This window comes from Nostoc sp. (genome assembly GCF_036917535.1).
In the GTDB taxonomy this organism is placed as follows: domain Bacteria; phylum Cyanobacteriota; class Cyanobacteriia; order Cyanobacteriales; family Nostocaceae; genus Nostoc.
In genome coordinates this window covers 1-22,768 of sequence record NZ_JBALDA010000067.1, presented here as the reverse complement: position 1 = coordinate 22,768, position 22,768 = coordinate 1, and the positions used below count along the sequence as shown (strand labels likewise).

The window sequence follows — 22,768 nt, the reverse complement described above, 5'->3', positions numbered from 1 at the left end:
TTGGCTAGTGATTTGCTTTCATACAAGCAAAAATCGCCAGTAGTAGAATAACCTAGTAAAGTGCGAAACTTTACGTAGCTTTTTTAATTTTTTGAGGTAACTTTTGATGACCGCAACTTCTCCCCGATTAAAGCACGAGGTTAAAGACCTCGGCCTAGCTGCCTTGGGAAGACAGCGCATTGAATGGGCTGGACGCGAAATGCCAGTTTTGCGGCAAATTCGCGATCGCTTTGCTAACGAAAAGCCCTTCGCTGGTTTACGCCTTGTAGCTTGTGCCCACATTACAACAGAAACAGCACATTTGGCGATCGCTCTGAAAGCCGGTGGTGCAGACGCGCTTTTAATTGCTAGCAATCCCCTATCAACCCAAGATGATGTAGCCGCTAGCCTCGTCGCTGATCATGAAATTCCCGTTTTTGCTCAAAAAGGCGAAGATAACGCAACTTATAACCGCCACGTCCAAATAGCTTTAGATCATCGCCCCAATGTCATTATTGATGACGGTAGCGATGTAGTTGCAACTTTGGTACAAGAACGCCAACACCAAATTGCTGATTTGATTGGTACCACCGAAGAAACCACCACCGGCATTGTGCGTTTACGCGCCATGTTTAGAGAAGGCGTTCTCACCTTCCCCGCAGTCAACGTCAATGATGCTGACACCAAGCACTTCTTTGATAATCGCTATGGTACTGGGCAATCAACCCTAGATGGTATTATCCGCGCCACCAATATTTTGTTGGCTGGGAAGAACGTTGTTGTCGTCGGTTATGGCTGGTGTGGTAAAGGTACAGCCCTCCGCGCCCGTGGAATGGGTGCTAACGTCATCGTCACCGAAGTCGACCCGATCAAGGCAATTGAAGCCATAATGGATGGCTTCCGCGTCCTGCCAATGGCTGAAGCTGCACCCCAAGGTGATATTTTTGTCACTGTGACTGGTAACAAGCACGTCGTTCGTGGTGAACACTTCGATGTCATGAAAGATGGTGCGATCGTTTGTAACTCTGGTCACTTCGACTTGGAACTTGATTTGAAATACTTGGCTGCACAAGCTAAGGAAATCAAAGAAGTTCGTCCTTTCACTGAAGAGTATAAGTTGAAAAGTGGTAAATCAATTGTTGTTCTCGGACAAGGACGCTTGATTAACCTAGCTGCGGCTGAAGGACACCCCAGTGCAGTTATGGATATGAGTTTTGCGAACCAAGCTTTGGCTTGTGAATTCCTGGTGAGAAATAAGGGTAAGTTGCAACCTGGTTTGCATTCAATTCCGGTTGAAGTTGATCAAGAAATTGCTCGGTTGAAGTTGCAGGCTATTGGTATCACGATTGATAGCCTAACTCCTGAGCAAATTGAGTACATCAATTCTTGGACAAGTGGAACTTGATACACTGATTAGTTGATTTTTTGAAGGGATAGGCTTTTGAGCTTATCCTTTTTTGTGTCTGTTTAAAATATTCGATGAGTTCTTATATCGCTCGGTTATAAACTACGCTGAATTAATTGCTTTGCTTGCTCTGCCATCGCCTTTTCTGAGGCAATTGCTAACTGCATTAATATTGATGCCTATTCAGATGTAATTCTATCAAGTTCATCGAGAATATTGCTATCTATATCAATGTCAAACTTCCGAGCAAAATGAGCAGATGATGCAAGTAGATTTGGCAGGTCTTCCGTAAGTAATATTTTTGGATGAGGGCCTCCAGTTGACCAATCGACATATCGCCGACAGTCATTTTTTAGTTTAAGATGAGGTGAATTACCAAGTATAGTTTGAATATACGCCTCTTCTGTATACCTGGCCTGACTGTAATGTAAGGTTACGGCATTTCTCTGTCCGTGGAAATCGATAATGTGCTCAGCTGCTTTGCGGTTGGCACTAAACCATTGACTTCCACTGAAACAAGCAAATTTTTTTGAAAAAGGAAGAAAAAGTTTCGTTAATAAAGGATGTTCTAAACGTATTTCTATATTCATTTGAGCAAAGTATTTTATTAAGGAATGAAAAGAAAACGACTTTGTACAGTATCGTTGATAGGAATTTTTTAGCCATGACATATCTGGTGGTATTGCATCAGATTTATACTTTTCGTATGTGATTTGCTCATGCTCAACATAAGCATCATACGAATTAGAGGTTAGCTCATCTAATATTTGTCTTGCAGTTTTAATAGGATAGTCTGCTCCACTAAGATATACAAACCAATCCGGGGCTTCTGGATTTTCGTACATTACTTTGATTGCCTTAACTGTAGCCTCTTCAACAGAAAAATCTGCCCACTTCGTTTCTATGTGAGGGCGTACTAATAAAACATTTTTTGACAAACTGTTTACAGATAAATCAGATTTTGAAAAATCATGATGGCACACAATTAGAGGATAATTAAACATACTATTTAACTTATTAATTAGCCTGTAAGTTTGTAAAGGCTTATTATGAGTTAGTAAGATAAAACCTATGGCATTACTCGGATAATTGGACATTTTTTAATCAAGAAGTATTACTTTTCTAAATTTTGTCGTAGTGCGTAGCCCGTCGTAGACATCGCACTTTGCACCAGAGGCAGGAATGCGATCGCCTCACGGGACGCAAAAGCTACGATTCCCCCTCAGATTACAAATCATTTAAGCCTTGACTGCGATTTGTTTATACACAGACAGAGCCTGAGCGACACATTGATCCATGTTATAGTACTTGTAGGTTGCTAATCGTCCAACAAAATAGATCCCTGGAGTTTCATCTGCCAGCGCCTTATATTTCTTATAAATTTCCTGATTCTCAGAACGCGGTACAGGATAATAAGGGTCTCCCTCAGCTTCCGGAAACTCGTAAACAATACTAGTTTTAGAGTGTTCTTGACCAGTTAAATATTTAAACTCTGTAACACGAGTATAAAGGTGTTGATTGGGATAGTTAATTACTGGCGCTGGTTGAAACACAGTGATGTTGTGCGTCTCATGCTTGAAATCAAGCGAGCGATATGGTAGTTTGCCGTGGCGATAATCAAAAAATTCGTCAACAGGCCCCGTGTAAACCATCTCGCGGCAAGGTATTGCTTTTTCAATTTCCTGATAATCTGTGTTGAGCATTACCTTGATGTTCGGGTGATTAAGCATATTCTCAAACATCCGGGTAAAGCCGTGTAGGGGCATCGCTTGGTAGGTATCAGTAAAATAGCGATCGTCACGATTAGTACGTGTAGGAATTCTGGCAATTACTGATTTATCAAGTTCCGACGGGTCGAGTCCCCATTGCTTTTTGGTATAACCCTGGAAAAACTTTTCATACAGTACTCGACCAACTTTACTTACTACCACATCCTCACTAGTGCTAATGCGTTCTATTGGTTCAGCAAGCGATTTGTAAAACTCCTCTACCTCAAATGAATTGAGATTCATACCATACAGTTTGTTGATGGTGTCGAGGTTGATAGGAATAGGAACAAGTTGCCCGTCTACACTTGCAAGGACGCGATGTTCGTAAGACCGCCATTGAGTAAAGCGTGAGAGATATTCAAAGACTTCACGGGAGTTGGTGTGAAAGATGTGGGGGCCATATTTGTGTACAAGGATGCCATGCTGATCATAATGATCGTAAGCGTTGCCACCGATATGGTTGCGCTTGTCTACAACCAGCACTTTTTTACCAGACTGAGTTGCCAAACGTTCCGCAATAACGCTGCCAGAGAAACCAGCGCCGACAATTAAGTAATCGAAGACAAATTCTCTGGTAATGATATTTGGTGCTTGTTTATCATCTGCACTTTTTGAGTTAACTTTGTCTTCACTATCACGGGCTGCAATGGTAGAGTCAATCAGTTTTATCATAGCTTGACGTATTTTTGTTGTTAATTGGTACAATTAATACTTTGTAGAATAATAATAAAAAATTTATTTTTGCCTGAATATCTATCTGAATGAGTATTAAATACGTCATGTTTTTTTCTTAAGTATGATACTTTTATCAATACTAAATATTTTAACAACGTATAATAATCTCATAAATAATCATTTTTACTCTTATCCTCCTACCTCTTTGTTATAAATAGGATTTAGGCACTGTACAAATTTCTCATTTCGTGCTCTTATGAAATTAGTGCTTTTTTACACAATTGGGGGCAATACCAATTTAAATTTTGCAAAATTTAAATTCTCACGCTTCGGCTTTATGACACTTTTTACATCGAAACTGACGGCGATTTATTCGGAGTAATACTATTTTGCCGTTCCACGGTAAATCTTGAACTATGCGCCAGTGGTTTTGGTGTATGCTTTAACTTCTAGTCCCACACTTAGGACAACTACAAGAATTCGTTTCTGCCTCGATTTTTATAATTATTCCTATACCTTCAAATTCCTGACGATTTAATACCTTTACTCCTGGTATATTCAGAATTTTTTAATGGCTAATGTCATTATGAGCACCCTCGAATTTAATTTATGCTATTATTAGATACTAGTTAGCGATCGCACTTAATTATCAATGCTAAAAAAGGTTACATAGCAATACTTTCAGATGTTTATTTCTTATATATTTCTCTCGTTTTATTCGTCTTATTTATTTTTTTACATAAAGGGAGCGGTAGAACCAAAAGGGCGCTACCGCTAACAGCACGGGCTAAACGCCCCGCTACCGCTAACAGCACTTTCTAGTCAGATTCTGTGAACGATTACCTTTTAGTGTAAAATTTTTGATGAAATTTTTCGACAAAATATTTCGGATTTTCTGATAACTTACTGTATTCTGGGATATCCTACCTTGTGAAAAGCCAAATGATGATTATGAATATGCAACGACTTATCAAAAAAACCTCTAACCCAATTCGCAAGAAAACAGAAGTAACTCCACCATCGACTGAACCCTTTGAGATGCTTGAGAGTCAAGATATTCCTGAATCGGTGGTTGAACCAAATCCACCTGTGTACATCGAAGCATCCGAATCGGACTACATCTGGGAAGATTATCGCCCTTTGCGCTCCGTGGGAAACTCTGGCTGGCAACCGTCTGATGTGTGGCGCGAGTTGAGGGTTGATAATTTCTGCGGATGAGTAATATTAACGCAGAGAGCCATTCAAGTTATTGCTGAATAAAATTATACGTTTGTGTAAGTCCTGCTGAAATGTAATTCCTCAGCTACAGCAATAAAGTAGCGCAGGTATCGTAGTCCTCTCTTTTTGACACTTTATAAGTCTCAATTTTAAATATATATATATTGTACATCTCAAAAAAGGCTACATATCATACTCGTACCATTCGTGACAGGTTAAGGTTATTAACGATTTGTCAATGAGTAATAATGCTTAAAATCTTGCCAAAAATAGGGTAGAAAAACACAATTTTTGGGCTAGTGATGCCTGCGGCGGGCTACGCCTACGCGCCATCTTAAAAAGCATCACTCATTCTTACCCGATAAAGTCCGTATAATATAAAAATTTATACCCATCTATAGTTTAAATTTCTAGCGTAACTACTATTGACAAAACGAATTTTGTCTAAATTTGTCACAAATGGATACTCCTTGGGAATACTAACTTCATGAGACAAAAACAAACTCCCACAATCAGGTAAGTATAAATGACAGCTGCAAGCTCTACTCCTATTATCCCCGGATATCAAATTAGCTCTCAATTGTATGCAGGCTCCAGAACTAGAGTATATCGAGCTATTCAAGAGCAAGAAACACTTGCAGTCGTCATTAAACTTCTGACATCTGAATATCCCAGTTTCAACGAATTACTGCAATTTCGTAACCAATATACCATTAGCAAAAATCTCAACATTCCTGGTATCATTCGTCCTTTATCATTAGAAGCTTATGGTAATGGTTATATTTTAGTGATGGAAGATGCAGGGGAAATTTCTTTACGAGAATACATTAAAACTACTACCCTCTCATTTAGCGATTTTTTTAAGATTGCTATCCAATTAACCAATATTCTCCATAATTTACAGCAAAACCGCGTTATCCACAAAGACATCAAACCCACAAACATCCTGATTCATCCCCAAACTAAACAAGTTAAATTGATTGATTTTAGTATTGCTTCATTACTGCCTAAAGAAACCCAAGAAATTAAAAGCCCTAATATTTTAGAAGGAACCCTCGCTTATATTTCCCCCGAACAAACAGGAAGAATGAACAGAGGGATAGACTACCGCAGCGATTTTTATTCTTTAGGTGTGACATTTTATGAATTATTGACGGGAGAATTACCATTTATATTTGATGAACCGATGGAATTGGTGCATTGTCATATTGCTAAAATGCCTATGGCATTAATAGAGAAGAGAAAAGAAATTCCACAGGTGCTTTCAGATATTGTGATGAAATTGATGCACAAAAATGCCGAAGATAGATATCAAAGCGCATTGGGATTGAGATATGACTTAGAGAATTGTTTATATCAACTAAAACAAACAGGTAGGATTAAGAGTTTTGAAATTGGCCAGCGGGATGTGTGCGATCGCTTTCTAATTCCTGAAAAACTTTATGGGCGAGAAATAGAAGTCACAACCTTGCTTCAAGCTTTTGAGCGCGTCGCCAATGGCAGTTCAGAAATGATGCTAGTAGCAGGATTTTCCGGGGTTGGGAAAACAGCAGTAGTCAATGAAGTCCACAAGCCAATTACCCGTCAGCAAGGCTACTTCATCAAAGGCAAATTCGACCAGTTTAATCGCAACATTCCCCTATCTGCCTTTGTGCAAGCCTTTCGTGACTTAGTAGCACAACTGCTGAGTGAGAGCTATACCCAACTGGCAGCATGGCAAACCAAAATTCTCGCTGCTGTAGGCGAAAACGGGCAGGTGATTGTGGAGGTGATTCCGGAACTAGAAAGGATCGTTGGCAAACAACCGCCAGTGCCGGAACTCTCCGGTAGTGCAGCCCAGAATCGCTTCAACTTACTGTTTCAAAAATTTATCCAAGTCTTCACCACAAAAGAGCATCCCTTGGTGATGTTCCTAGATGATTTGCAGTGGGCAGATTCAGCTTCCCTGAACTTGCTGCAATTATTGATGAGTGAAGCTGGTTGTGGATATTTACTAATTCTGGGAGCCTATCGAGACAATGAGGTGTTTCCGGCTCATCCCTTGATGCTGACACTGGAACAAATTCAGAAAGTAGGAGTGCTCGTCAATACCATTACCCTGTTACCTTTGGGGGAAATGACAGTAAATCAGTTAGTAGCAGACACTTTGAGTTGTTCTCCTGAATTAGCACAACCCCTGACACGGTTGGTGTATCAGAAAACCAAAGGAAATCCCTTTTTTACAACGCAGTTTCTCAAAGCATTATACGAGGATGGTTGGATTCAGTTCCAGTCAGAACTGGGTTCTTGGCAATGTGACATGACGGCGGTGCGACAGTTAGCCTTGACCGATGATGTGGTGAAGTTTATGGCATTGCAGTTGCAGAAACTGCCAACACAGACGCAGGCAATTTTGAAATTGGCGGCTTGTATTGGCAACCAATTTGATTTGAGTACTTTGGCGATCGTTTCAGAGCGTTCAGAATCTGATGTGGCAGATGCTCTTTGGAAAGGGTTGCAGGAAGGGTTTGTTTTACCTCAAAGTGAGATTTACAAATTTTATCTAGGACAGCCATCTCAGGATAACAACTTAGCACTCGACGTTAAAAAGACAGTCCTGACATACAAATTTCTTCACGATCGCGTCCAACAAGCTGCCTATAGTTTAATTGCCAGCGATCGGCAACAGGCAACTCATCTGGCGATCGGTCGATTGCTGTTGCAAACAAAGCAGGCTGAACTAGATAGCAATAATATTTTTGAGATTGTCAACCATTGGAATCAGGCAATTGATTTAATTGTTGCCCCCTTAGATCGGCAACAATTGGCCAGTCTGAATTTAATCGCAGGACAAAAAGCAAAAACCTCGGCAGCTTACGAGGCTGCACTCAGATATTTTACTATTGGCATAGATCTACTCGATCCTGATTGTTGGCAAACTCAATATGATTTGGCATTGCAGCTTTACACTGCGGGAGCAGAAGTTGCCCTACTCAATGGTAACTATCAACAAATGGACGCACTGATTACAGCAGTGCTGAACCAAACAAAAGAATTACTCGATCAAATCAAGGTTTATAAAGTTAAAATCCAGGCGCGAATCGTTCAAAATCAACAGCAAGATTGTTTAGATATCGGTCTATCTGTACTGCAATTGTTGGGTGTGACCTTAGAGCAGAACCTCCCAAGGCAGGTTGAGGAGATTGAAGAATTGATTCATCTGCCAGAGATGAAAGATCCTCACAAATTAGCCGCTGCTGATATCCTCATCGATGTAATTACACCAGCGTGGACTCTCAACCCAGAAATATTCCAGCAGACGATTTTTACCTTAGTGAATCTTTCGCTCGACTTTGGAAATTGTCCTGCTTCTGCCTTTGGCTATGCTTGGTATGGAACTCTAATGTGTGAAACGCTAGGAGATACCGACTCTGGTTATCAGTTTGGCCAGTTGGCTCTCAAACTCCTAGATAAATTCAATGCAAAAGAATTGAAAGCAAGTGTAAATGTTCTTTTTGCAACTCATATCGGTCATTGGAAAGACCATACTCGAACTACGTTACTGTTCCATTTAGCAGGAATACAACATGGTTTGTCAACTGGCAATCTGGAGTATGCAGGTTATGGGGCAGCAGAATACTGCCAATATTTATTTTTAGTAGGTGAACCTCTTGCTGTTGTAGAGGAAAAATGCCGTTGGTATTTAGAATTGATTCAAAAGTTGCAATTGGAATTCCATCTGTTATATCTTGCTCCCTGGCAGCAGGGAATTTTGAATCTGCAAAAAGATGCTACTACTGAAACCACCGAATTAGTCGGAAATTGCTATAACGAACGGCATCATCTCCCACAAATTGTTAATGATAATCAACTTACTTTAGGCTTTGTCAACTTTTTTATCAAAGCACTATTGTGTTATTTGTTTGCTGACTATGACAGAGCAATTGAGTATAGCAATATTGCTTTGCAAAACAAAGCAGGTGTATTTGGAACTTATTTTATTCCGACTACGTTCTTTTATGCTTCACTGGCTATTTTAGCCAATTACTCGAATGTTAACTCTGTTCAGCAAGAGCAATATCGTCAGCAGATTGTCAGAAATTTATCTCTTCTACAGGATTGTGCGGTCAGCGCACCCACAAATTATCGGCACAAATATGAGTTAGTCAAAGCAGAGTATTGTCGGGTGTCGGAACAAAAAGATGAGGCGATACAATTGTATGATCGCGCCATAGCGGCTGCCAAGGAAAACGGTTACACCCAAGAACAAGCCATAGGTAACGAAATCGCTGCCAAATTCTATCTCAACTGGGGCAAACAGAAGTTAGCCGCAGAATACATGCAACAAGCATACTACTGCTACACCCATTGGGGTGCAAACGCGAAAGTCACTCATTTAGAACAACAATATCCGCAACTACTAGCAGCCATCCTCCAACCTCCCAACCTCGCCATCACATCTGAAGCAACCATTGCTCAAACCATGACCAAGAGCATCACTATCGCTAGTAACGGCCAAAATTTGTGGTTAGATTTGCCAGCAGTGATGAAAGCCGCACAAGCCATCTCCCAAGAAATTGAATTAGACAAACTGATAGCAACTTTAATGCAGATTGCGATCGCCAACGCTGGCGCACAAATCGGTCATTTAGTTCTTCTCCAAGCAGAAAAATTTTTAGTAGTTGCTAAAGCTGATTGCAAACAGGTAGAAACTTTAGAAATTCCGCTTGAGCAATACCAGGAAATTCCTCAAAGTTTAATTTATGCAGTAGCACGGAATCAACAGACGGCTGTGTTTGCAAACTTGAGTAATTCAGGACAATTTGCAGGCGATCGCTACATCATCATCTATCAGCCTAAATCAGTTTTGTGTACTCCAATTAGTCGGCAAGGAAAACTTATTGGTATTTTGTACCTAGAAAACAACTTAACCGTGGGCGCTTTTACTGGCGATCGCATTGAGATTCTGCAATTGTTGACTAGCCAAGCCGCCATCTCTGTAGAAAATGCCTGTCTGTATCAACAAATCGAAAACTATTCCCACACTTTAAAAGCAGAGGTAGAACGCAAAACTCAAGCTCTTAACCAAAAGGCTCAAGATTTAGAGCAAACCTTGAACAAATTACAACAAACTCAAGCGCAATTAATTCATAACGAGAAAATGTCATCTCTAGGTCAAATGGTAGCGGGTGTTGCTCACGAAATTAACAATCCAGTTAATTTTATTATAGGTAATCTCTTGCATACAGCAAGTTATATCCAAGACATGATGCGTTTGCTGACACTTTATCAACAGGAATATCCTCAACCTAGTGTAGCTATTCAAGCTATAAAGGAAGAAATTGACCTTGATTTTTTGTTTGAGGATGCCAGTCAAATTTTAGAATCTATGAAAGTTGGCAGCGAACGCATCAGCCAAATTGTCTTGAGTTTACGGAACTTTTCTCGCTTAGATGAAGCTGAAATCAAAGCTGTGGATTTACACAGTGGAATTGAAAGTACACTGTTAATTTTGCAACATCGCTTGCTGAAGAGTGAAAATCAGTCCGAAGTGAGAGTCATCAAGGAGTATGGCAATATACCTCTAGTGACTTGCTATCCTAGTCAGTTAAATCAAGTCTTTCTAAATATCATTAACAATGCGATTGATGCGATTCGAGATAATCCCCAAAGCAGCGAAAACCCGGAAATTCGGATTCGTACTCAAGTCATCGACGCTGAACGGTTACGAATTACAATCGCTAATACAGATAGTACGATTCCTGTAAGTCTTCAACACCGGATTTTTGAACCCTTCTTTACAACAAAACCTGTTGGTCGTGGTAAAGGTTTGGGGTTATTTGTCAGCTATTCAATTATCCAAAAACATGACGGCACTTTGAGCGCGCGATCGCACCCCACTGAGGGAACTGAATTTGAAATTCTCCTCCCTATCCGGTGAAAACTCACATTATCTATAGTAGGAGTATTATGGCGTTGTGCATGGTCAGAGTTTTGTTTTGGTCGCTTGGGCATGGTGGTAAACCAAACTTTTCATTACCTCGTTTGCGAACTTGAATTTACCTAAAAAGGTTGCCCAATTTTTGTTAAGTTATTCTCTCGTTACAATACTTTTCCATTGGACATTTTAGCTATTAAAAAATTGTTTGATAATGATAATCATATCTGGGGAAGTAGGCGAGCGTAGTTCGCCTACTTCCCCACCCCCGCACGATTATCATTTTTATTCAGATTGCTTTGAGTATTTTAGCTGATTGACAAAATGCACTCTACTTTAACCTCTCACGAATGTACTCGTACAGAGATTTGATTGAGACCAGAGCAATGAGTGAAAAAACAACGTCAGAGAATTTCAGAAGTAAAGTTGTCACACAAGGGGTGCAGCGATCGCTAAATCGCACTTTGAAACTAGTTAATACTGATAACTGTGTTGCGTCCGTCGCGGGCGTGTTTGTGACAGAATTTTTGACGGATAGAAAAGCTCCGCGATCGCCCTCATAAAAATACAACCAAGAAAATAAGGAAGCAATGCACCTGATCAAATAGGAACCCTAGTAATAGTTGCGTTTCTCACCTTCATTACATTCTTAAACTTCCTCAAACCCAAACCTGCACCAACTATTCTATGCTACGGACAACAAAGCTGCAGCGTAGAGCAAGAGCAAATTTAATCAGTTATGGGATGGTTGTTTGCTAGTTTAATGGCGGCTGGATACTTCGGGAAATCCCATATTATCTGGTACGATGACACTAACCCAGACCCCAGCCTGGAGCAGATGATGAAGAAAGCTATGTGCTTCTGTCAAACTGTTTTTTTGTACCGTTGCGGTGGTGGGGTATCGTCGCTGCCTACTGGGTATTACTAACGGTAACGGATAATGACGAATACCCATCAATGCGGATTTCCCAGTTAGAGGTTCCCAGTTCAATCTAATTTTTGATCTAGGAGAAAAACTTGAAAAATATAGTAACTTCTGTTTTAGACAAAGAACGAACCATTGCACAGCCTAGATTTAATCGTTGGCTAATTCCTCTAGCAGCATTAGCAATACACTTGTGCATCGGACAAGTGTATGCATTTAGTGTGTTCAACCTGCCAATGACCAAACTGATCGGCATTACCCAATCAGCACCGACCGATTGGAACTTGCCGACTCTCGGCTGGATATTTTCTAGTGCGATTGCCTTTCTAGGGATTTCTGCGGCTCTATTTGGGAAATGGGTTGAAAAACAAGGTCCCCGCAAAGCAATGTTTGTTGCAACACTCTGCTTTAGCGGCGGCTTCTTTATTTCTGCTTTCGGAGTGTATCTACATCAGATTGTACTTGTTTATCTTGGTTACGGTGTATTAGGCGGTATTGGCTTAGGTATTGGCTATATTTCTCCGGTCTCGACGTTGATTAAATGGTTTCCCGACCGTCCAGGGATGGCAACAGGGATGGCAATTATGGGATTTGGTGGCGGAGCGATTATTGGTTCGCCACTGGCGGTAGCACTGATGGATCATTTTAAATCTTCGACCTCTGTCGGGGTATGGCAAACATTTGTGGTTATGGGTGTAATTTACTTTTGTCTGATGATGTGTGGTGTATTTTTTGTACGTATTGCACCCCCTAGTTGGCAACCCCCACACTACACACCACCTACTCAACCCCAAAAGTTGGTAACAACGTCCAATATTACTGCCGATAACGCAATTAAAACACCGCAATTCTGGTTGTTATGGATTGTATTGTGTACAAACGTCACCGCCGGAATTGGTGTTTTAAGCCAAGCTTCGCCCATGATTCAGGAAATCTTTAAGGTTTCTTCCTCAGTCGGTGCTGGATTTGTCGTGCTGTTAAGCTTGTTTAATTTAGTTGGTCGGTTTTTCTGGTCATCTTTATCAGACTACATCGGCAGGAAACAAACCTATATGATTTTCTTTGGTTTAGGCATACTTTTGTATGCTTCAATTCCGACAATTGGCGAACTTGGGAATATTCTACTGTTTTACATCAGTTTTTGTATCATTTTGACCATGTATGGTGGTGGATTTGCCACCATTCCTGCTTATGTGCGTGATTTATTTGGAACAATGCAGGTTGGCGCTATTCATGGACGGTTGCTTACGGCATGGTCTGTAGCAGGGGTTATCGGCCCAGTTCTTGTAAATTACATCCGCGAGTTTCAGATAAATCATGGGATACCGAAAGCTCAAGCCTATACAGTGACTATGTATATCATGGTAGGAGTATTGATTATTGGCTTTATTGCCAATCTACTCATCAGTGAAATTCACAGAAAATACACTATTGGACAAGAGCAGTTATAACCTGTATTACATTTTCTGGCGATCGCTCTGGTCGAAGAAGGTGATAGCATCACTATCGATGCTAATTCTCGCTTGTTACAAATCAACATTTATGATGCAGAATTAACTAATCGCCGCGCCAAATGGCAACCCCGTCCACCCCGTTATACAAAAGGCATTTTAGCAAAATATGCCCAGTTAGTTTCCTCTAGTAGTGTTGGTGCTGTCACAGACTTGGATTTATTTCATGAGTAGTGAGTAAGAGTAGAGACGCGATATACCGCATCTCTCTACAAGAGTACGGAAAGACGACTTTCTGGCATTGGCTGTGAAATTTATTTCATCTTTTAGCGATCGCTGTATGTCAAAATCGAAAATGTATGCTTCTTGTTTTTTACCGCGATCGCGACCCGTATTTAGTTATCTTCACATAATTTGCTTCTTTTAAGTCGCTCTACTTATGTTTTAAAGTAGGAAATAGTTGATTGAAAGTGTTTGTTACTACCAATGAAAGTTTTAGGGTTAATCTTGCCAGTCCTGTTGCTGCTATGCAGTCCTGCTATGGCAGTTGAGCTTAAAGGACAAAATATTGATGGTCAAAAGCTGCCTGCTAGAGCTTATTACTATGCAACTGGTGGAGTCTACAAAGTTCAGGTGCGCTTTCACAACAAACGAGCCACAATTTACTTTGACGACGGCAACCAAACAACTATACAGTTGAACCAGCAAGCGATCGCTGACCCAAAGAATATTGAAGGTTTTGGAAAATTAGGACAATATCCTTTAAATAGAATATTCAGTGTTGGGTTGGTGTATGACAATAATTGGCTCGGTAGCAATGATAGTCAATTCCAACTGTCTAATCCGCTAGATGGGTTGTGGAGAATTAGTTTGGAGTGAATACTCATCCGACTTTAAAAAGGTTTCTCACTTCTGACAGGGCAACTCAACAATATGTCTTCTGCTAGATTCGGAGCAATTACTTAATTAATAAAGTAACATATATAAGACTCATATTTAAGTTTTGAATAACTAAGCAGCTTAAAAGCTTGCTAGACAAAGATTTTTTTCAAAACCTTCAGCAGTATTTAAGTAGTATTACTATATATATGTAAACATAATAATTACATAAATGAAAGTTGGCATTCAAAATACAGTAGAAATTCTAGAGCAAGTTCACCAATTAGAGTCCACATTAGGTCTTAAAAATGAAGCCTGCCGTTCTAAATTTTTGATTCATCCTGACTTTACGTCAAAAGTTTTTTTGTTCTTGCATGGTTTTACAGCAGGCCCTTACCAGTTCGAGCCGCTTGGTAAAGCCTTCTTTAACACGGGATATAACGTTCTGATTCCTTTACAACCTGGTCATGGACGCTCAGGTGATTGGAAGTCTCAAAATCCTCCACCCCTGCCAACAGATATTAAGATTTATCAAAAATTTGTAATCGAATGGTTGCAGATTGCAAAAAGGCTAGGGCAACAAGTTGTAATTGGTGGATTATCAACAGGTGGAACTTTAGCTGCTTGGTTAGCTTTAGAGCATCCTCAAGAGATTCACCGCACCTTATTGTTTACGCCTTTTTTAGGTAGTCGCTACTTAATATTCGACCAACTGCTCAAAATTCTGCCAATTTACTTTGAATGGTTCAACAAAGATGCACCCGGCAATTTTGGTTATAAAGGTTTTTGTCTTAAAGCCTTACGGATATTTCTGGAATTAGGATATCAGGTTTTAGACAAGTCTCAAGGCTCTGTTTCTGCCCCAATTTTAATGGTATGTAGTGAGGCAGATCGTGCTGTTAGTCGCTCGAAACAGCAGGATTTTTTCCGAAGAGTACTTAGGCAGCAACCAAAATCCTGGTATTATTGTTTCGATGATTCGCTTCACATTGAACATCGAATGATGACAAAATTGGAAGACAATGATTATGAGGAACTGGTCATTACCCTTAGTAAAGCATTTGTTGAGAGTGATTTAACTTGGGTAGAGTTTGAGCAAATGGCAAAGCGGATAGCGCAGGGGCAAGCTCATGACCAAATCATGCGAGAACTCAACTTTGATGAACAAGTTTTTCCCCAGCTATCTGCAATGATGACTCAAGGTTTTGGCTGTGAACATCTTAAATGTATTAATCCAGATTTTTAATAAATATCGTGATTTTGCAAAAAATCGTTTTTTGTGTAAAACATGATACTTATCTTCAAATTATAAAAAAGAACAAATTTCTTAAGGAGTATCGGAAAGAATGCTTACAAGTTGAAGCTTACCACGCTTTTAGCGTCTGGTAGAGAGCGTCATTTTTAATTTTGAATTGGTATTACCTTAAAGTCTTCAGCAACTGCGTAGGCATAACCCGTCGTAGACATCGCTATACCTATTAGTAAAAGTATGCACAAGTTTTTTCAGCTTTAACATTATATCTGCTTAATTACTTATTAAGTTATTAAAACTTTATATAAGGATATCTAAGTTTTCCCGGCTTAGATATCCACTAGCAACATAACCTACATTTAATAGATTGTTATCTCTATTATAATTACTAGTTTTTATTTTTAAATGGTTCCTGGGACAGTTATAAATTCGTCCTTAAGTTGGATGTCAAAATTAGATATATATTTTAGTTCAATTTCCAAAGCATATTGAATTAAAATTTTTGTATAATGGAATGCTCTTTGCTAATCATACCTTCTTAAACAATTAGTTATTAGATAAACTTTTATTCAAATAGAATTCAAGAGTTAAGAGTTAAAATTTAATTGGGTATTTTGTACTTTTAGTGGATAGCGCAGCGGTAGCAAGTCTGCCTACCCTTACAAGGAAGCAAGCTACGCGCAAACAATTGCACCAAAACGCATAAGCTATGTATAGGTGCGTTACATTGCGTTAACGCACCATACTTTCTAAGACAAGTTAGCAACACTAGAGTTTTCTAAATTCGCTACTAATTTCACTCCAAATTCTTCTTCAAATACTCCTTTTTTATAATCTAAACTCCAAAGTTCTAAAGCGCAATCATCATCTGATTGAGATGGAAAAATTAGCAGATTAACCTGCCTAAGCTGTGAATAATACTCACATTGCACTTGAGCAACTGCACCAATTTGTCGTCTATCTAATGCCACTGCTAATCTTAAAATCGCACTTAATTGACTAACAATTTGTCGCTGTTGTTTAGTCAGCAAATTTTGGTAGCTTTCATGTTTTTTCTTGGGCGGCGATTTGCGATGATAACGCGCTATATTGGCAATAATTTCAATCTCAGTTTCTGTATAACCGAGTAATTCTCCATTGCGAATTAAATAGTAAGAGTGCTTGTGGTGAGACGAATGGCTGATATAATGACCGCAATTGTGTAATATTGCCGCTGCCCACAGCATTTGTCGCTCGTCAGTTCCCCAGTGATGTAACGTACCTTGAGTTTGATCGAATAAACTCTCGCCAAATTTTGCTACGCGATCGCTATATTCTAAATTGATGTGGTATTTATCCGCCAGTTTGAGAACATTTCGTTCCCGAATTGAACTTTGGTAGCGTAGCTTATCTTCAATTAAACCGTGGCTTAACATCCAGTCTACGATTACGCCTTCCCTCAAAGAACGCTCACAAACTGTTACCGATTCACTACCCAAAAGGGTCATTGCTTCCTGTAATATAACTGCGCCAGCGAGGATAACTTCAGGGCGCTTCTCTGGCATACCAGGAATCTCAGCCCTTTCGGAATTACTCAGTTTCCGCAAGCGATTTACCAACTCTTGCAAATCTTTAAAACTAAATTGGTAGCCATTGAGAGTGGAAGGAATAGCACCCGACTTTTCCCGTGCATGAATCATCGCCAGGGTTTCAATTGTGCCTGCCGTACCCACCAAACGCGGAGATTCCCCTGACTCTAGGTTTGCTAAGATTTCTTCTACAGAACGTTCTAACATCCCGCGTGCAAAAGCTTGCAAATACTGGAACTCAGTGTTGCTAATGGGGTCAGTAGTGATTAATTCGCTAGTGAGTCGCACTGCACCAACTTTTGTACTTGTAAGAATGCGGGCTTGGTGACTATCGCCTAAAATCAATTCTGTGGAACCACCGCCAATATCAATAATGGTATGAGGCTGGTTGTTAAATTCCATGCCCGATAGCACACCAAGATAGATTCGCCGCGCTTCTTCTTGACCAGAAATCAAGTTAACGCTTAAACCCAACTCCGTTTCTATTGTGTGCAAAAAATCTTTTCCATTGGGGGCTTCTCGCACAGCACTAGTTGCTACAGCGATGGTTGTTTCAGCGTTGATAGTTTTGGCAACTTCTTGGAAGCGTCCTAAAGCCGCGATCGCCTTTTTAATGATCTCTGGTTTGAGTTCTCCAGTAGTAAGATTGCGATCGCCAAGTCTCACGGTTTCTTTTTCTTTAGCAATAATGCTGAAAGCTGGTAGTGTGGGGTCAATCTTGACTACTACCATGTGTAGAGAATTTGTTCCCAAGTCAATGGCAGCAATAATCCGATGTTGCTTAGATGGTTGAGTAGGAATACTCTCCCAGCTAGAAACTAAATTCAGCATCTAGTTTTCTCTCTTTATTAAGAAATGATGGCAAACGGTGATATGTCAGGGTAGCTAGCACTGATATTTATGACAACACACTTGCTTAGGCTGAGTGCTGTTAGTAGATAGCTAGGGTTTAGCCCATATTGAGTAAATTAAAAAATACTCAGCCTGAGCAGTTCAGTTTAATCGAGGGTAACTGAGCTATGTATATTTACCCTACTACTTATAACCTCAGTGACTATTTAAAAATATTTAAAGTTGCCACTTTCAGTTATGTTTTTACAAATAACAAATAACGTTATTCTATAGATGTAAAGAAGTGTGAATTGATCTATCTAAAGTTATTTGTTGATTTCTATGTTAACGACGCCAGAACGCCCCCAGGAACCAATTTGGCTTGTAATTATCCGGCTTTTGCGCTGGCATAAACCAGAAGGGCGGTTAATTTTAATGATTCCTGCTCTTTGGGCTGTATTTTTGGCAGCTTCAGGGAAACCGCCTTTACCTCTAGTTGGTGTGATTATATTGGGTACTTTGGCCACGAGTGCGACTGGGTGTGTTGTTAATGATTTGTGGGATCGGAATATCGATCCAGAAGTGGAGAGAACACGCGATCGCCCTCTCGCTTCTCGCGCCTTATCTGTGAAAGTTGGGATTGTAGTCGCGATCGTATCTTTAGCGTGTGCAGCAATCTTGGCCTTTTATCTTAACCCCCTGAGTTTCTGGTTATGCGTGACAGCAGTGCCTGTAATTTTGCTTTATCCAGGTGCAAAGCGGGTGTTTCCTGTACCGCAACTAGTGCTTTCCATCGCTTGGGGTTTTGGGGTATTGATTAGTTGGAGTGCGGTAACGCAAAATCTTTCTCAACCAACTTGGTTACTTTGGGGCGCGACTGTACTGTGGACATTGGGATTTGATACAGTTTACGCCATGAGCGACAAAGAAGATGATCGCCGCATTGGTGTTAATTCTAGCGCTCTATTTTTTGGTAATTATGCCCCTATAGCCATTGGAATTTTCTTTGCTGGCACAATCTTATTATTGTCTTGGTTAGGCATAGCTATACATCTGCACTTAGCCTTCTGGATTAGCCTTGCAATTGCTACTATCGCATGGGTTTGGCAGTCTCTGCGATTAAGAAAGCGATACTTACCTAATTCTGTTTATGGTAAAATATTTCAGCAAAACGTGTGGATTGGTTTTATTTTACTTGCTGGGATGATTGCTGGATCTTTATTATAAGAAATAAAAAAGTTACATCAGAGCAAGCTCCTCACTTGCGGCGAGTGCGTTAGAGGTGGGGTTCTTACTGAATTATGCGTTGAAAATTTCCCATGCTATTTGATGCGTTTAAAAATCGTAAATCCCCTAAAATCGAATTCATTAAAACTAACCCAACCTGGCGCGTAGGGTGGGGAAACATTAGTTCAAATTATGAAGATATAGCTTGGCGAGATGAAAAAATTTCTGTAATTTTACCACGCACAACTTCGGAATTTCCAACGGAGAAATTAGCAATCAGTTCTAGAGGACGATTTGTTGTTGTTGGTGATGTTTGGTTAACTAACCGAGTGCAATTGCTGCAAAAATTGGGAATTGAACCAGATAGCTTTCAAGCAAATTCTCTGCAACTGGTGGCCAATCTTTGGGAACGATGGGGTAATGAAAGTCTTAGCCAACTTGTGGGGATGTTTGCGCTAGTGGTTTGGGATAGAGACAAACAGGTGTTGAGATTGATTCGCGATCGCATCGGTGTTCGTACTCTCTATTACACTACCACTGGTTCAGTTCGTTGGATTGCGCCTCAACTGAGAACTTTAGCACCTCATCGTTCATCCGATTTAGATTTAGTGGCGTTGCGAGATTATCTTTGTTGTGCCTTTGTTCCTGGAAAACGAACCCTTTGGGAACAGGTGCGGGAACTGCGACCTGGAACCGTTTTAGAATTTCCCGATTGCAAAGTTACAGCATATTGGCAGCTTCAAGAACAGATTACAGCAATCGATCAACCCTTAGCATGGCATGGCGATCGCTTGCGAGAACTCCTAGACCAAGTTGTTCAAGAATATTTACCACCAGCAAATGAACCCGTTGGCGTTTTTCTTTCCGGTGGTTTGGACTCTAGCAGTATCACTGCTTTAGTAGCAAAATTTCACAAAGCACCAGTCCACACCTTCTCGATTCATTTTGGTTCGGAATGTCCCAATGAGTTAGAATTTTCCAGTTTGGTTGCATCCCATTGTCAGACACAGCACCACATTTTAGAAATTACTTTTCAGGATATGTGGTCACGCCTGCCGGAAACAATGGCTTATTTAGATGACCCGATTGGCGACCCATTGACTGTTCCTAACTTGTTGCTGGGACGCCTGGCGAGAGAAAGCGTAGAAGTAGTTTTGAATGGTGAAGGTGGCGACCCTTGTTTTGGCGGGCCAAAAAATCAGCCGATGCTAATTAATAGTTTATATGGCTCCGTCACCAATCAGGATGCATTGCAAGCTTATTTAACTTCCTTTCAAAAGTGTGCTGTTGACTTACCGCAACTTTTAAAACCAGAAGTTTGGACAGCAGTACAAACAGCGCCTTGGGTTTTTGCAGAAGATTTATATTCTCAAGCCAGCTATCTGAATCGTTTGATGGCAATGAATATCAAATTTAAAGGCGCTGACCAAATTCTGACCAAAGTCAGTAACTTGACTCAAGCTGCTCTTTTGCAAGGTCGTTCTCCTCTGTTTGACCAACGAATAGTAGACTTAAGCATGGAGATACCTCCAGAGTATAAGCTTTCTGGAGTAGAAGAAAAAGCAGTTTTAAAGCAAGCAATTACCTACGGTACGTCTTTGGCGATCGCAGATATTTTACCAGACAAAATTATTCATCGTCCCAAAAGTGGCATGATGGTACCGGTGCAGTTAGGATTTCGGAAATATTGGCAGCAAGAAGCCAAAGATTTATTGCTCAATCAAAATGCATGTATTACTCCTTACTTGAACCAATTACCAATTCGTAATTGGTTAAACTATCAAGGAGATACTTGGAGTCGTTATGGAGTCAAGCTGTGGTTACTTGCTAGTTTAGAAATTTGGTTACAAGTAAATCAAAAAGTGCAGTAGTGAAAGCAACAAAAGGATACGCTATTAAGATTACTTATGCTAATTTGGAATTTGGAGTAAGCAACATGATTGTTGTTGTATGAATATTTCCTGACTTATGTCAGCATTTTTTGTTTTAAAAACCACTGAGAAAACGTATTTTCAAGTGATTGCCGATTTTTTGTTAATTTATTTTTGATTATTTACTGAGCTAATCTCCGTTTGCGGTGTACTCTCAATATACGGCAACTACCACACTCAACCTTTGAGATCAATTACACCCAGAGGTGAATACCATGAAAAATTATACTCAACAACAGGAATTTATTTTAAGTCAAATCACAAATAAATATTATCAGCGTCGGGATTTCAGTGGATGTGACTTGAGAGGAATCGACCTGAAAGGAATTGATTTAAGTGGTATTAATTTAATTGGAGCAGATTTGCGTGAAGCAAATTTGTCTGGCTGTGTTCTGACTCGTGCTAATTTAAGTGGCGCAAATTTGATGCAAGCTAGCTTACGTGAAGCTAATTTGTATGAAGCGTCTTTATGTGAAGCCAATTTGACTAATGCTGATTTAACACGAGCAAATTTGTGCGGAACATTCTTATGGCGAGTGAAATTCATAAGTAGTAACCTTTGGGGTACTTCTTTATGTGATGTGGATTTGAGAGAAGCAGACTTAAGTGAAGCCAAATTAATTGAAGCATCGCTGATTGAGGCTAACTTAAGTTTTGCAAATCTTACACAAGCAAAGCTATGTGGAGCAAAATTACTAGAAGCGAATTTGACTGAGGCTAACTTAACTAGTGCAGACTTGACATGGGCAAATTTAACTAAAGCAAACTTGAATAAGGCAAACCTTTGGAAGACAAATTTGATTTATGCGAAGTTGCGAGATACTATCATGCCTGATGGTACAATTGAGCAACCTCAGATAGTTATTTATTAGCTAGAAATAGCTCTGCCAAAGTGAGATAATCTTGTGATTTCGTTTTCATGCTCTGCATGGAAACGAGATGCAGCATAATTCACAATTCAAAAGTCAGAATAAGTAAACTTGAAACCCAATACTTCTCGATTAAGGGGAAGTTTGGCTACCTCCTGTTAGATGCTTAGATTGGCAACAGCGATCGCCATCATGAAAACTGGAGTTTTGTCCACAATAAAACGGTATCTACTACAGCAGAAACGGTACACTTAGCACCAACCTATGACCATGTCTTATCTTTAGGACGTGACCTCCCTGATGAACAGAGGCAGAAGCGCATCATTTAATTAATACGACGATTAAGTATTAACTTTTCCTTAGATCCTGACTGAAAGTGGTTGATTGCACCCTGAAGTACATTTACATTTATGGGGTCATCAATAGGTACACAAGCATATTTAAAATAAATTTTTACTGCTGCGAAAGAGATTCGATTTATCACATCAACAAATAGCATTCTGTCAAAATCTTCTCTATTAATCAAAATATCATAATCTTGCTGATTAAAGACATTTGCTAATGTTTGAAAACAGGATAAGTATTGTACTTCTTCCCGGTCAAGATTCTGTATATTTTGCGCGTTGTAAATCTTTACATTTGTGAAATAGGTCATAACAACTCTTGTCGTTGCTAGTTTTTACGAACATGCATTATACAGGAGCTATTCTAACTAGTACATTAGTTCTTAAGAATTTCTTAATCTATACTGCGTAAATGTTCTGAATGTTTACGTTATCAGGACTTACGCAACTGTCACAAGCGACGGTGCGGCTGTGCCGCACCGAGTGCCAAACAACTAGATAATAAACATAGGAACATTCGGACGTTTT

The 22,768-nt window shown here is 39.9% G+C and carries 15 protein-coding genes and 2 pseudogenes; 11 read left to right on the top strand and 6 right to left on the bottom strand.

Annotated elements, in window-relative coordinates; genetic code table 11:
• The first annotated feature begins 106 nt into the window (after window positions 1-106).
• Complete coding sequence (gene ahcY, locus V7K56_RS21925; protein ID WP_334913540.1) at window positions 107-1,384, top strand: adenosylhomocysteinase; 1,278 nt, start codon at window positions 107-109, stop codon at window positions 1,382-1,384.
• 179 nt (window positions 1,385-1,563) lie between these two features.
• Here the strand turns inward: ahcY and V7K56_RS21920 are convergent, their stop codons facing one another.
• From V7K56_RS21920 to V7K56_RS21910, 3 genes and pseudogenes are all read right to left on the bottom strand, one after another.
• Window positions 1,564-2,481 carry a beta-1,6-N-acetylglucosaminyltransferase gene (locus V7K56_RS21920; protein ID WP_334913538.1) on the bottom strand — a complete coding sequence of 306 codons (918 nt, stop codon included), beginning with the start codon at window positions 2,479-2,481 and terminating at the stop codon, window positions 1,564-1,566.
• Between the two features lie 141 nt (window positions 2,482-2,622).
• A complete protein-coding gene (gene glf, locus V7K56_RS21915) occupies window positions 2,623-3,825 on the bottom strand; it encodes a UDP-galactopyranose mutase (RefSeq protein ID WP_334913536.1) in 1,203 nt (400 codons plus the stop codon).
• A gap of 337 nt (window positions 3,826-4,162) precedes the next feature.
• Window positions 4,163-4,393, bottom strand: a pseudogene (locus V7K56_RS21910) (transposase family protein); the annotation flags it as partial.
• Between the two features lie 377 nt (window positions 4,394-4,770).
• Between V7K56_RS21910 and V7K56_RS21905 the strand changes: the two are divergent.
• From V7K56_RS21905 to V7K56_RS21895, 3 genes are all read left to right on the top strand, one after another.
• Window positions 4,771-5,046 carry a hypothetical protein gene (locus V7K56_RS21905; protein WP_334913534.1) on the top strand — a complete coding sequence of 92 codons (276 nt, stop codon included), beginning with the start codon at window positions 4,771-4,773 and terminating at the stop codon, window positions 5,044-5,046.
• A 526-nt stretch (window positions 5,047-5,572) separates the two neighbouring features.
• Window positions 5,573-10,966: a trifunctional serine/threonine-protein kinase/ATP-binding protein/sensor histidine kinase gene (locus V7K56_RS21900; protein ID WP_334913532.1), complete on the top strand. Its 5,394-nt coding sequence runs from the start codon at window positions 5,573-5,575 to the stop codon at window positions 10,964-10,966.
• A gap of 383 nt (window positions 10,967-11,349) precedes the next feature.
• Window positions 11,350-11,526, top strand: a complete 177-nt coding sequence (locus V7K56_RS21895; RefSeq protein WP_334913530.1) for a hypothetical protein — start codon at window positions 11,350-11,352, stop codon at window positions 11,524-11,526.
• A gap of 197 nt (window positions 11,527-11,723) precedes the next feature.
• On the opposite strand, the gene V7K56_RS21890 is transcribed toward V7K56_RS21895, so the two are convergent.
• A complete protein-coding gene (locus V7K56_RS21890) occupies window positions 11,724-11,918 on the bottom strand; it encodes a hypothetical protein (RefSeq protein WP_334913528.1) in 195 nt (64 codons plus the stop codon).
• Window positions 11,919-11,980: 62 nt separating this feature from the next.
• On the opposite strand from V7K56_RS21890, the gene V7K56_RS21885 reads away from it, so the two are divergent.
• The 4 genes and pseudogenes from V7K56_RS21885 to V7K56_RS21870 all read left to right on the top strand — a co-directional run bounded on the left by V7K56_RS21885 (window position 11,981) and on the right by V7K56_RS21870 (window position 15,464).
• Window positions 11,981-13,339, top strand: a complete 1,359-nt coding sequence (locus tag V7K56_RS21885; RefSeq protein ID WP_334913526.1) for an L-lactate MFS transporter — start codon at window positions 11,981-11,983, stop codon at window positions 13,337-13,339.
• Window positions 13,340-13,357: 18 nt separating this feature from the next.
• Window positions 13,358-13,573 (top strand): annotated as a pseudogene (locus V7K56_RS21880) (dihydroxy-acid dehydratase); the annotation flags it as partial.
• A 306-nt stretch (window positions 13,574-13,879) separates the two neighbouring features.
• On the top strand, window positions 13,880-14,218 hold the full coding sequence (locus V7K56_RS21875; protein ID WP_334913524.1) for a hypothetical protein: 339 nt from the start codon (window positions 13,880-13,882) through the stop codon (window positions 14,216-14,218).
• A 232-nt stretch (window positions 14,219-14,450) separates the two neighbouring features.
• Window positions 14,451-15,464, top strand: coding sequence for an alpha/beta hydrolase (locus tag V7K56_RS21870; RefSeq protein WP_334913522.1), 1,014 nt, complete (start codon window positions 14,451-14,453; stop codon window positions 15,462-15,464).
• Window positions 15,465-16,219: 755 nt separating this feature from the next.
• On the opposite strand, the gene V7K56_RS21865 is transcribed toward V7K56_RS21870, so the two are convergent.
• Window positions 16,220-17,869: a Ppx/GppA phosphatase family protein gene (locus V7K56_RS21865; protein ID WP_334913520.1), complete on the bottom strand. Its 1,650-nt coding sequence runs from the start codon at window positions 17,867-17,869 to the stop codon at window positions 16,220-16,222.
• A gap of 342 nt (window positions 17,870-18,211) precedes the next feature.
• Between V7K56_RS21865 and V7K56_RS21860 the strand changes: the two genes are divergently transcribed.
• The 3 genes from V7K56_RS21860 (at window position 18,212) to V7K56_RS21850 (ending at window position 21,899) form a co-directional block, all read left to right on the top strand.
• Window positions 18,212-19,096, top strand: a complete 885-nt coding sequence (locus V7K56_RS21860; RefSeq protein WP_334913518.1) for a 4-hydroxybenzoate solanesyltransferase — start codon at window positions 18,212-18,214, stop codon at window positions 19,094-19,096.
• A 92-nt stretch (window positions 19,097-19,188) separates the two neighbouring features.
• Complete coding sequence (locus V7K56_RS21855) at window positions 19,189-20,967, top strand: asparagine synthetase B family protein (RefSeq protein ID WP_334913516.1); 1,779 nt, start codon at window positions 19,189-19,191, stop codon at window positions 20,965-20,967.
• Window positions 20,968-21,242: 275 nt separating this feature from the next.
• On the top strand, window positions 21,243-21,899 hold the full coding sequence (locus V7K56_RS21850; RefSeq protein WP_334913514.1) for a pentapeptide repeat-containing protein: 657 nt from the start codon (window positions 21,243-21,245) through the stop codon (window positions 21,897-21,899).
• A gap of 322 nt (window positions 21,900-22,221) precedes the next feature.
• On the opposite strand, the gene V7K56_RS21845 is transcribed toward V7K56_RS21850, so the two are convergent.
• Window positions 22,222-22,551, bottom strand: a complete 330-nt coding sequence (locus tag V7K56_RS21845) for a hypothetical protein (protein ID WP_334913512.1) — start codon at window positions 22,549-22,551, stop codon at window positions 22,222-22,224.
• Window positions 22,552-22,768 lie beyond the last annotated feature (217 nt).

Bases quoted from the DNA above. Each gene is read 5' to 3' on its own strand.
- ahcY (WP_334913540.1), top strand. From the start codon at position 107: ATGACCGCAACTTCTCCCCGATTAAAGCACGAGGTTAAAGACCTCGGC.
- V7K56_RS21920 (WP_334913538.1), bottom strand. From the start codon at position 2,481: ATGTCCAATTATCCGAGTAATGCCATAGGTTTTATCTTACTAACTCAT.
- glf (WP_334913536.1), bottom strand. From the start codon at position 3,825: ATGATAAAACTGATTGACTCTACCATTGCAGCCCGTGATAGTGAAGAC.
- V7K56_RS21905 (WP_334913534.1), top strand. From the start codon at position 4,771: ATGATGATTATGAATATGCAACGACTTATCAAAAAAACCTCTAACCCA.
- V7K56_RS21900 (WP_334913532.1), top strand. From the start codon at position 5,573: ATGACAGCTGCAAGCTCTACTCCTATTATCCCCGGATATCAAATTAGC.
- V7K56_RS21895 (WP_334913530.1), top strand. From the start codon at position 11,350: ATGAGTGAAAAAACAACGTCAGAGAATTTCAGAAGTAAAGTTGTCACA.
- V7K56_RS21890 (WP_334913528.1), bottom strand. From the start codon at position 11,918: ATGGGTATTCGTCATTATCCGTTACCGTTAGTAATACCCAGTAGGCAG.
- V7K56_RS21875 (WP_334913524.1), top strand. From the start codon at position 13,880: ATGGCAGTTGAGCTTAAAGGACAAAATATTGATGGTCAAAAGCTGCCT.
- V7K56_RS21870 (WP_334913522.1), top strand. From the start codon at position 14,451: ATGAAAGTTGGCATTCAAAATACAGTAGAAATTCTAGAGCAAGTTCAC.
- V7K56_RS21865 (WP_334913520.1), bottom strand. From the start codon at position 17,869: ATGCTGAATTTAGTTTCTAGCTGGGAGAGTATTCCTACTCAACCATCT.
- V7K56_RS21860 (WP_334913518.1), top strand. From the start codon at position 18,212: ATGTTAACGACGCCAGAACGCCCCCAGGAACCAATTTGGCTTGTAATT.
- V7K56_RS21855 (WP_334913516.1), top strand. From the start codon at position 19,189: ATGCTATTTGATGCGTTTAAAAATCGTAAATCCCCTAAAATCGAATTC.
- V7K56_RS21850 (WP_334913514.1), top strand. From the start codon at position 21,243: ATGAAAAATTATACTCAACAACAGGAATTTATTTTAAGTCAAATCACA.
- V7K56_RS21845 (WP_334913512.1), bottom strand. From the start codon at position 22,551: ATGACCTATTTCACAAATGTAAAGATTTACAACGCGCAAAATATACAG.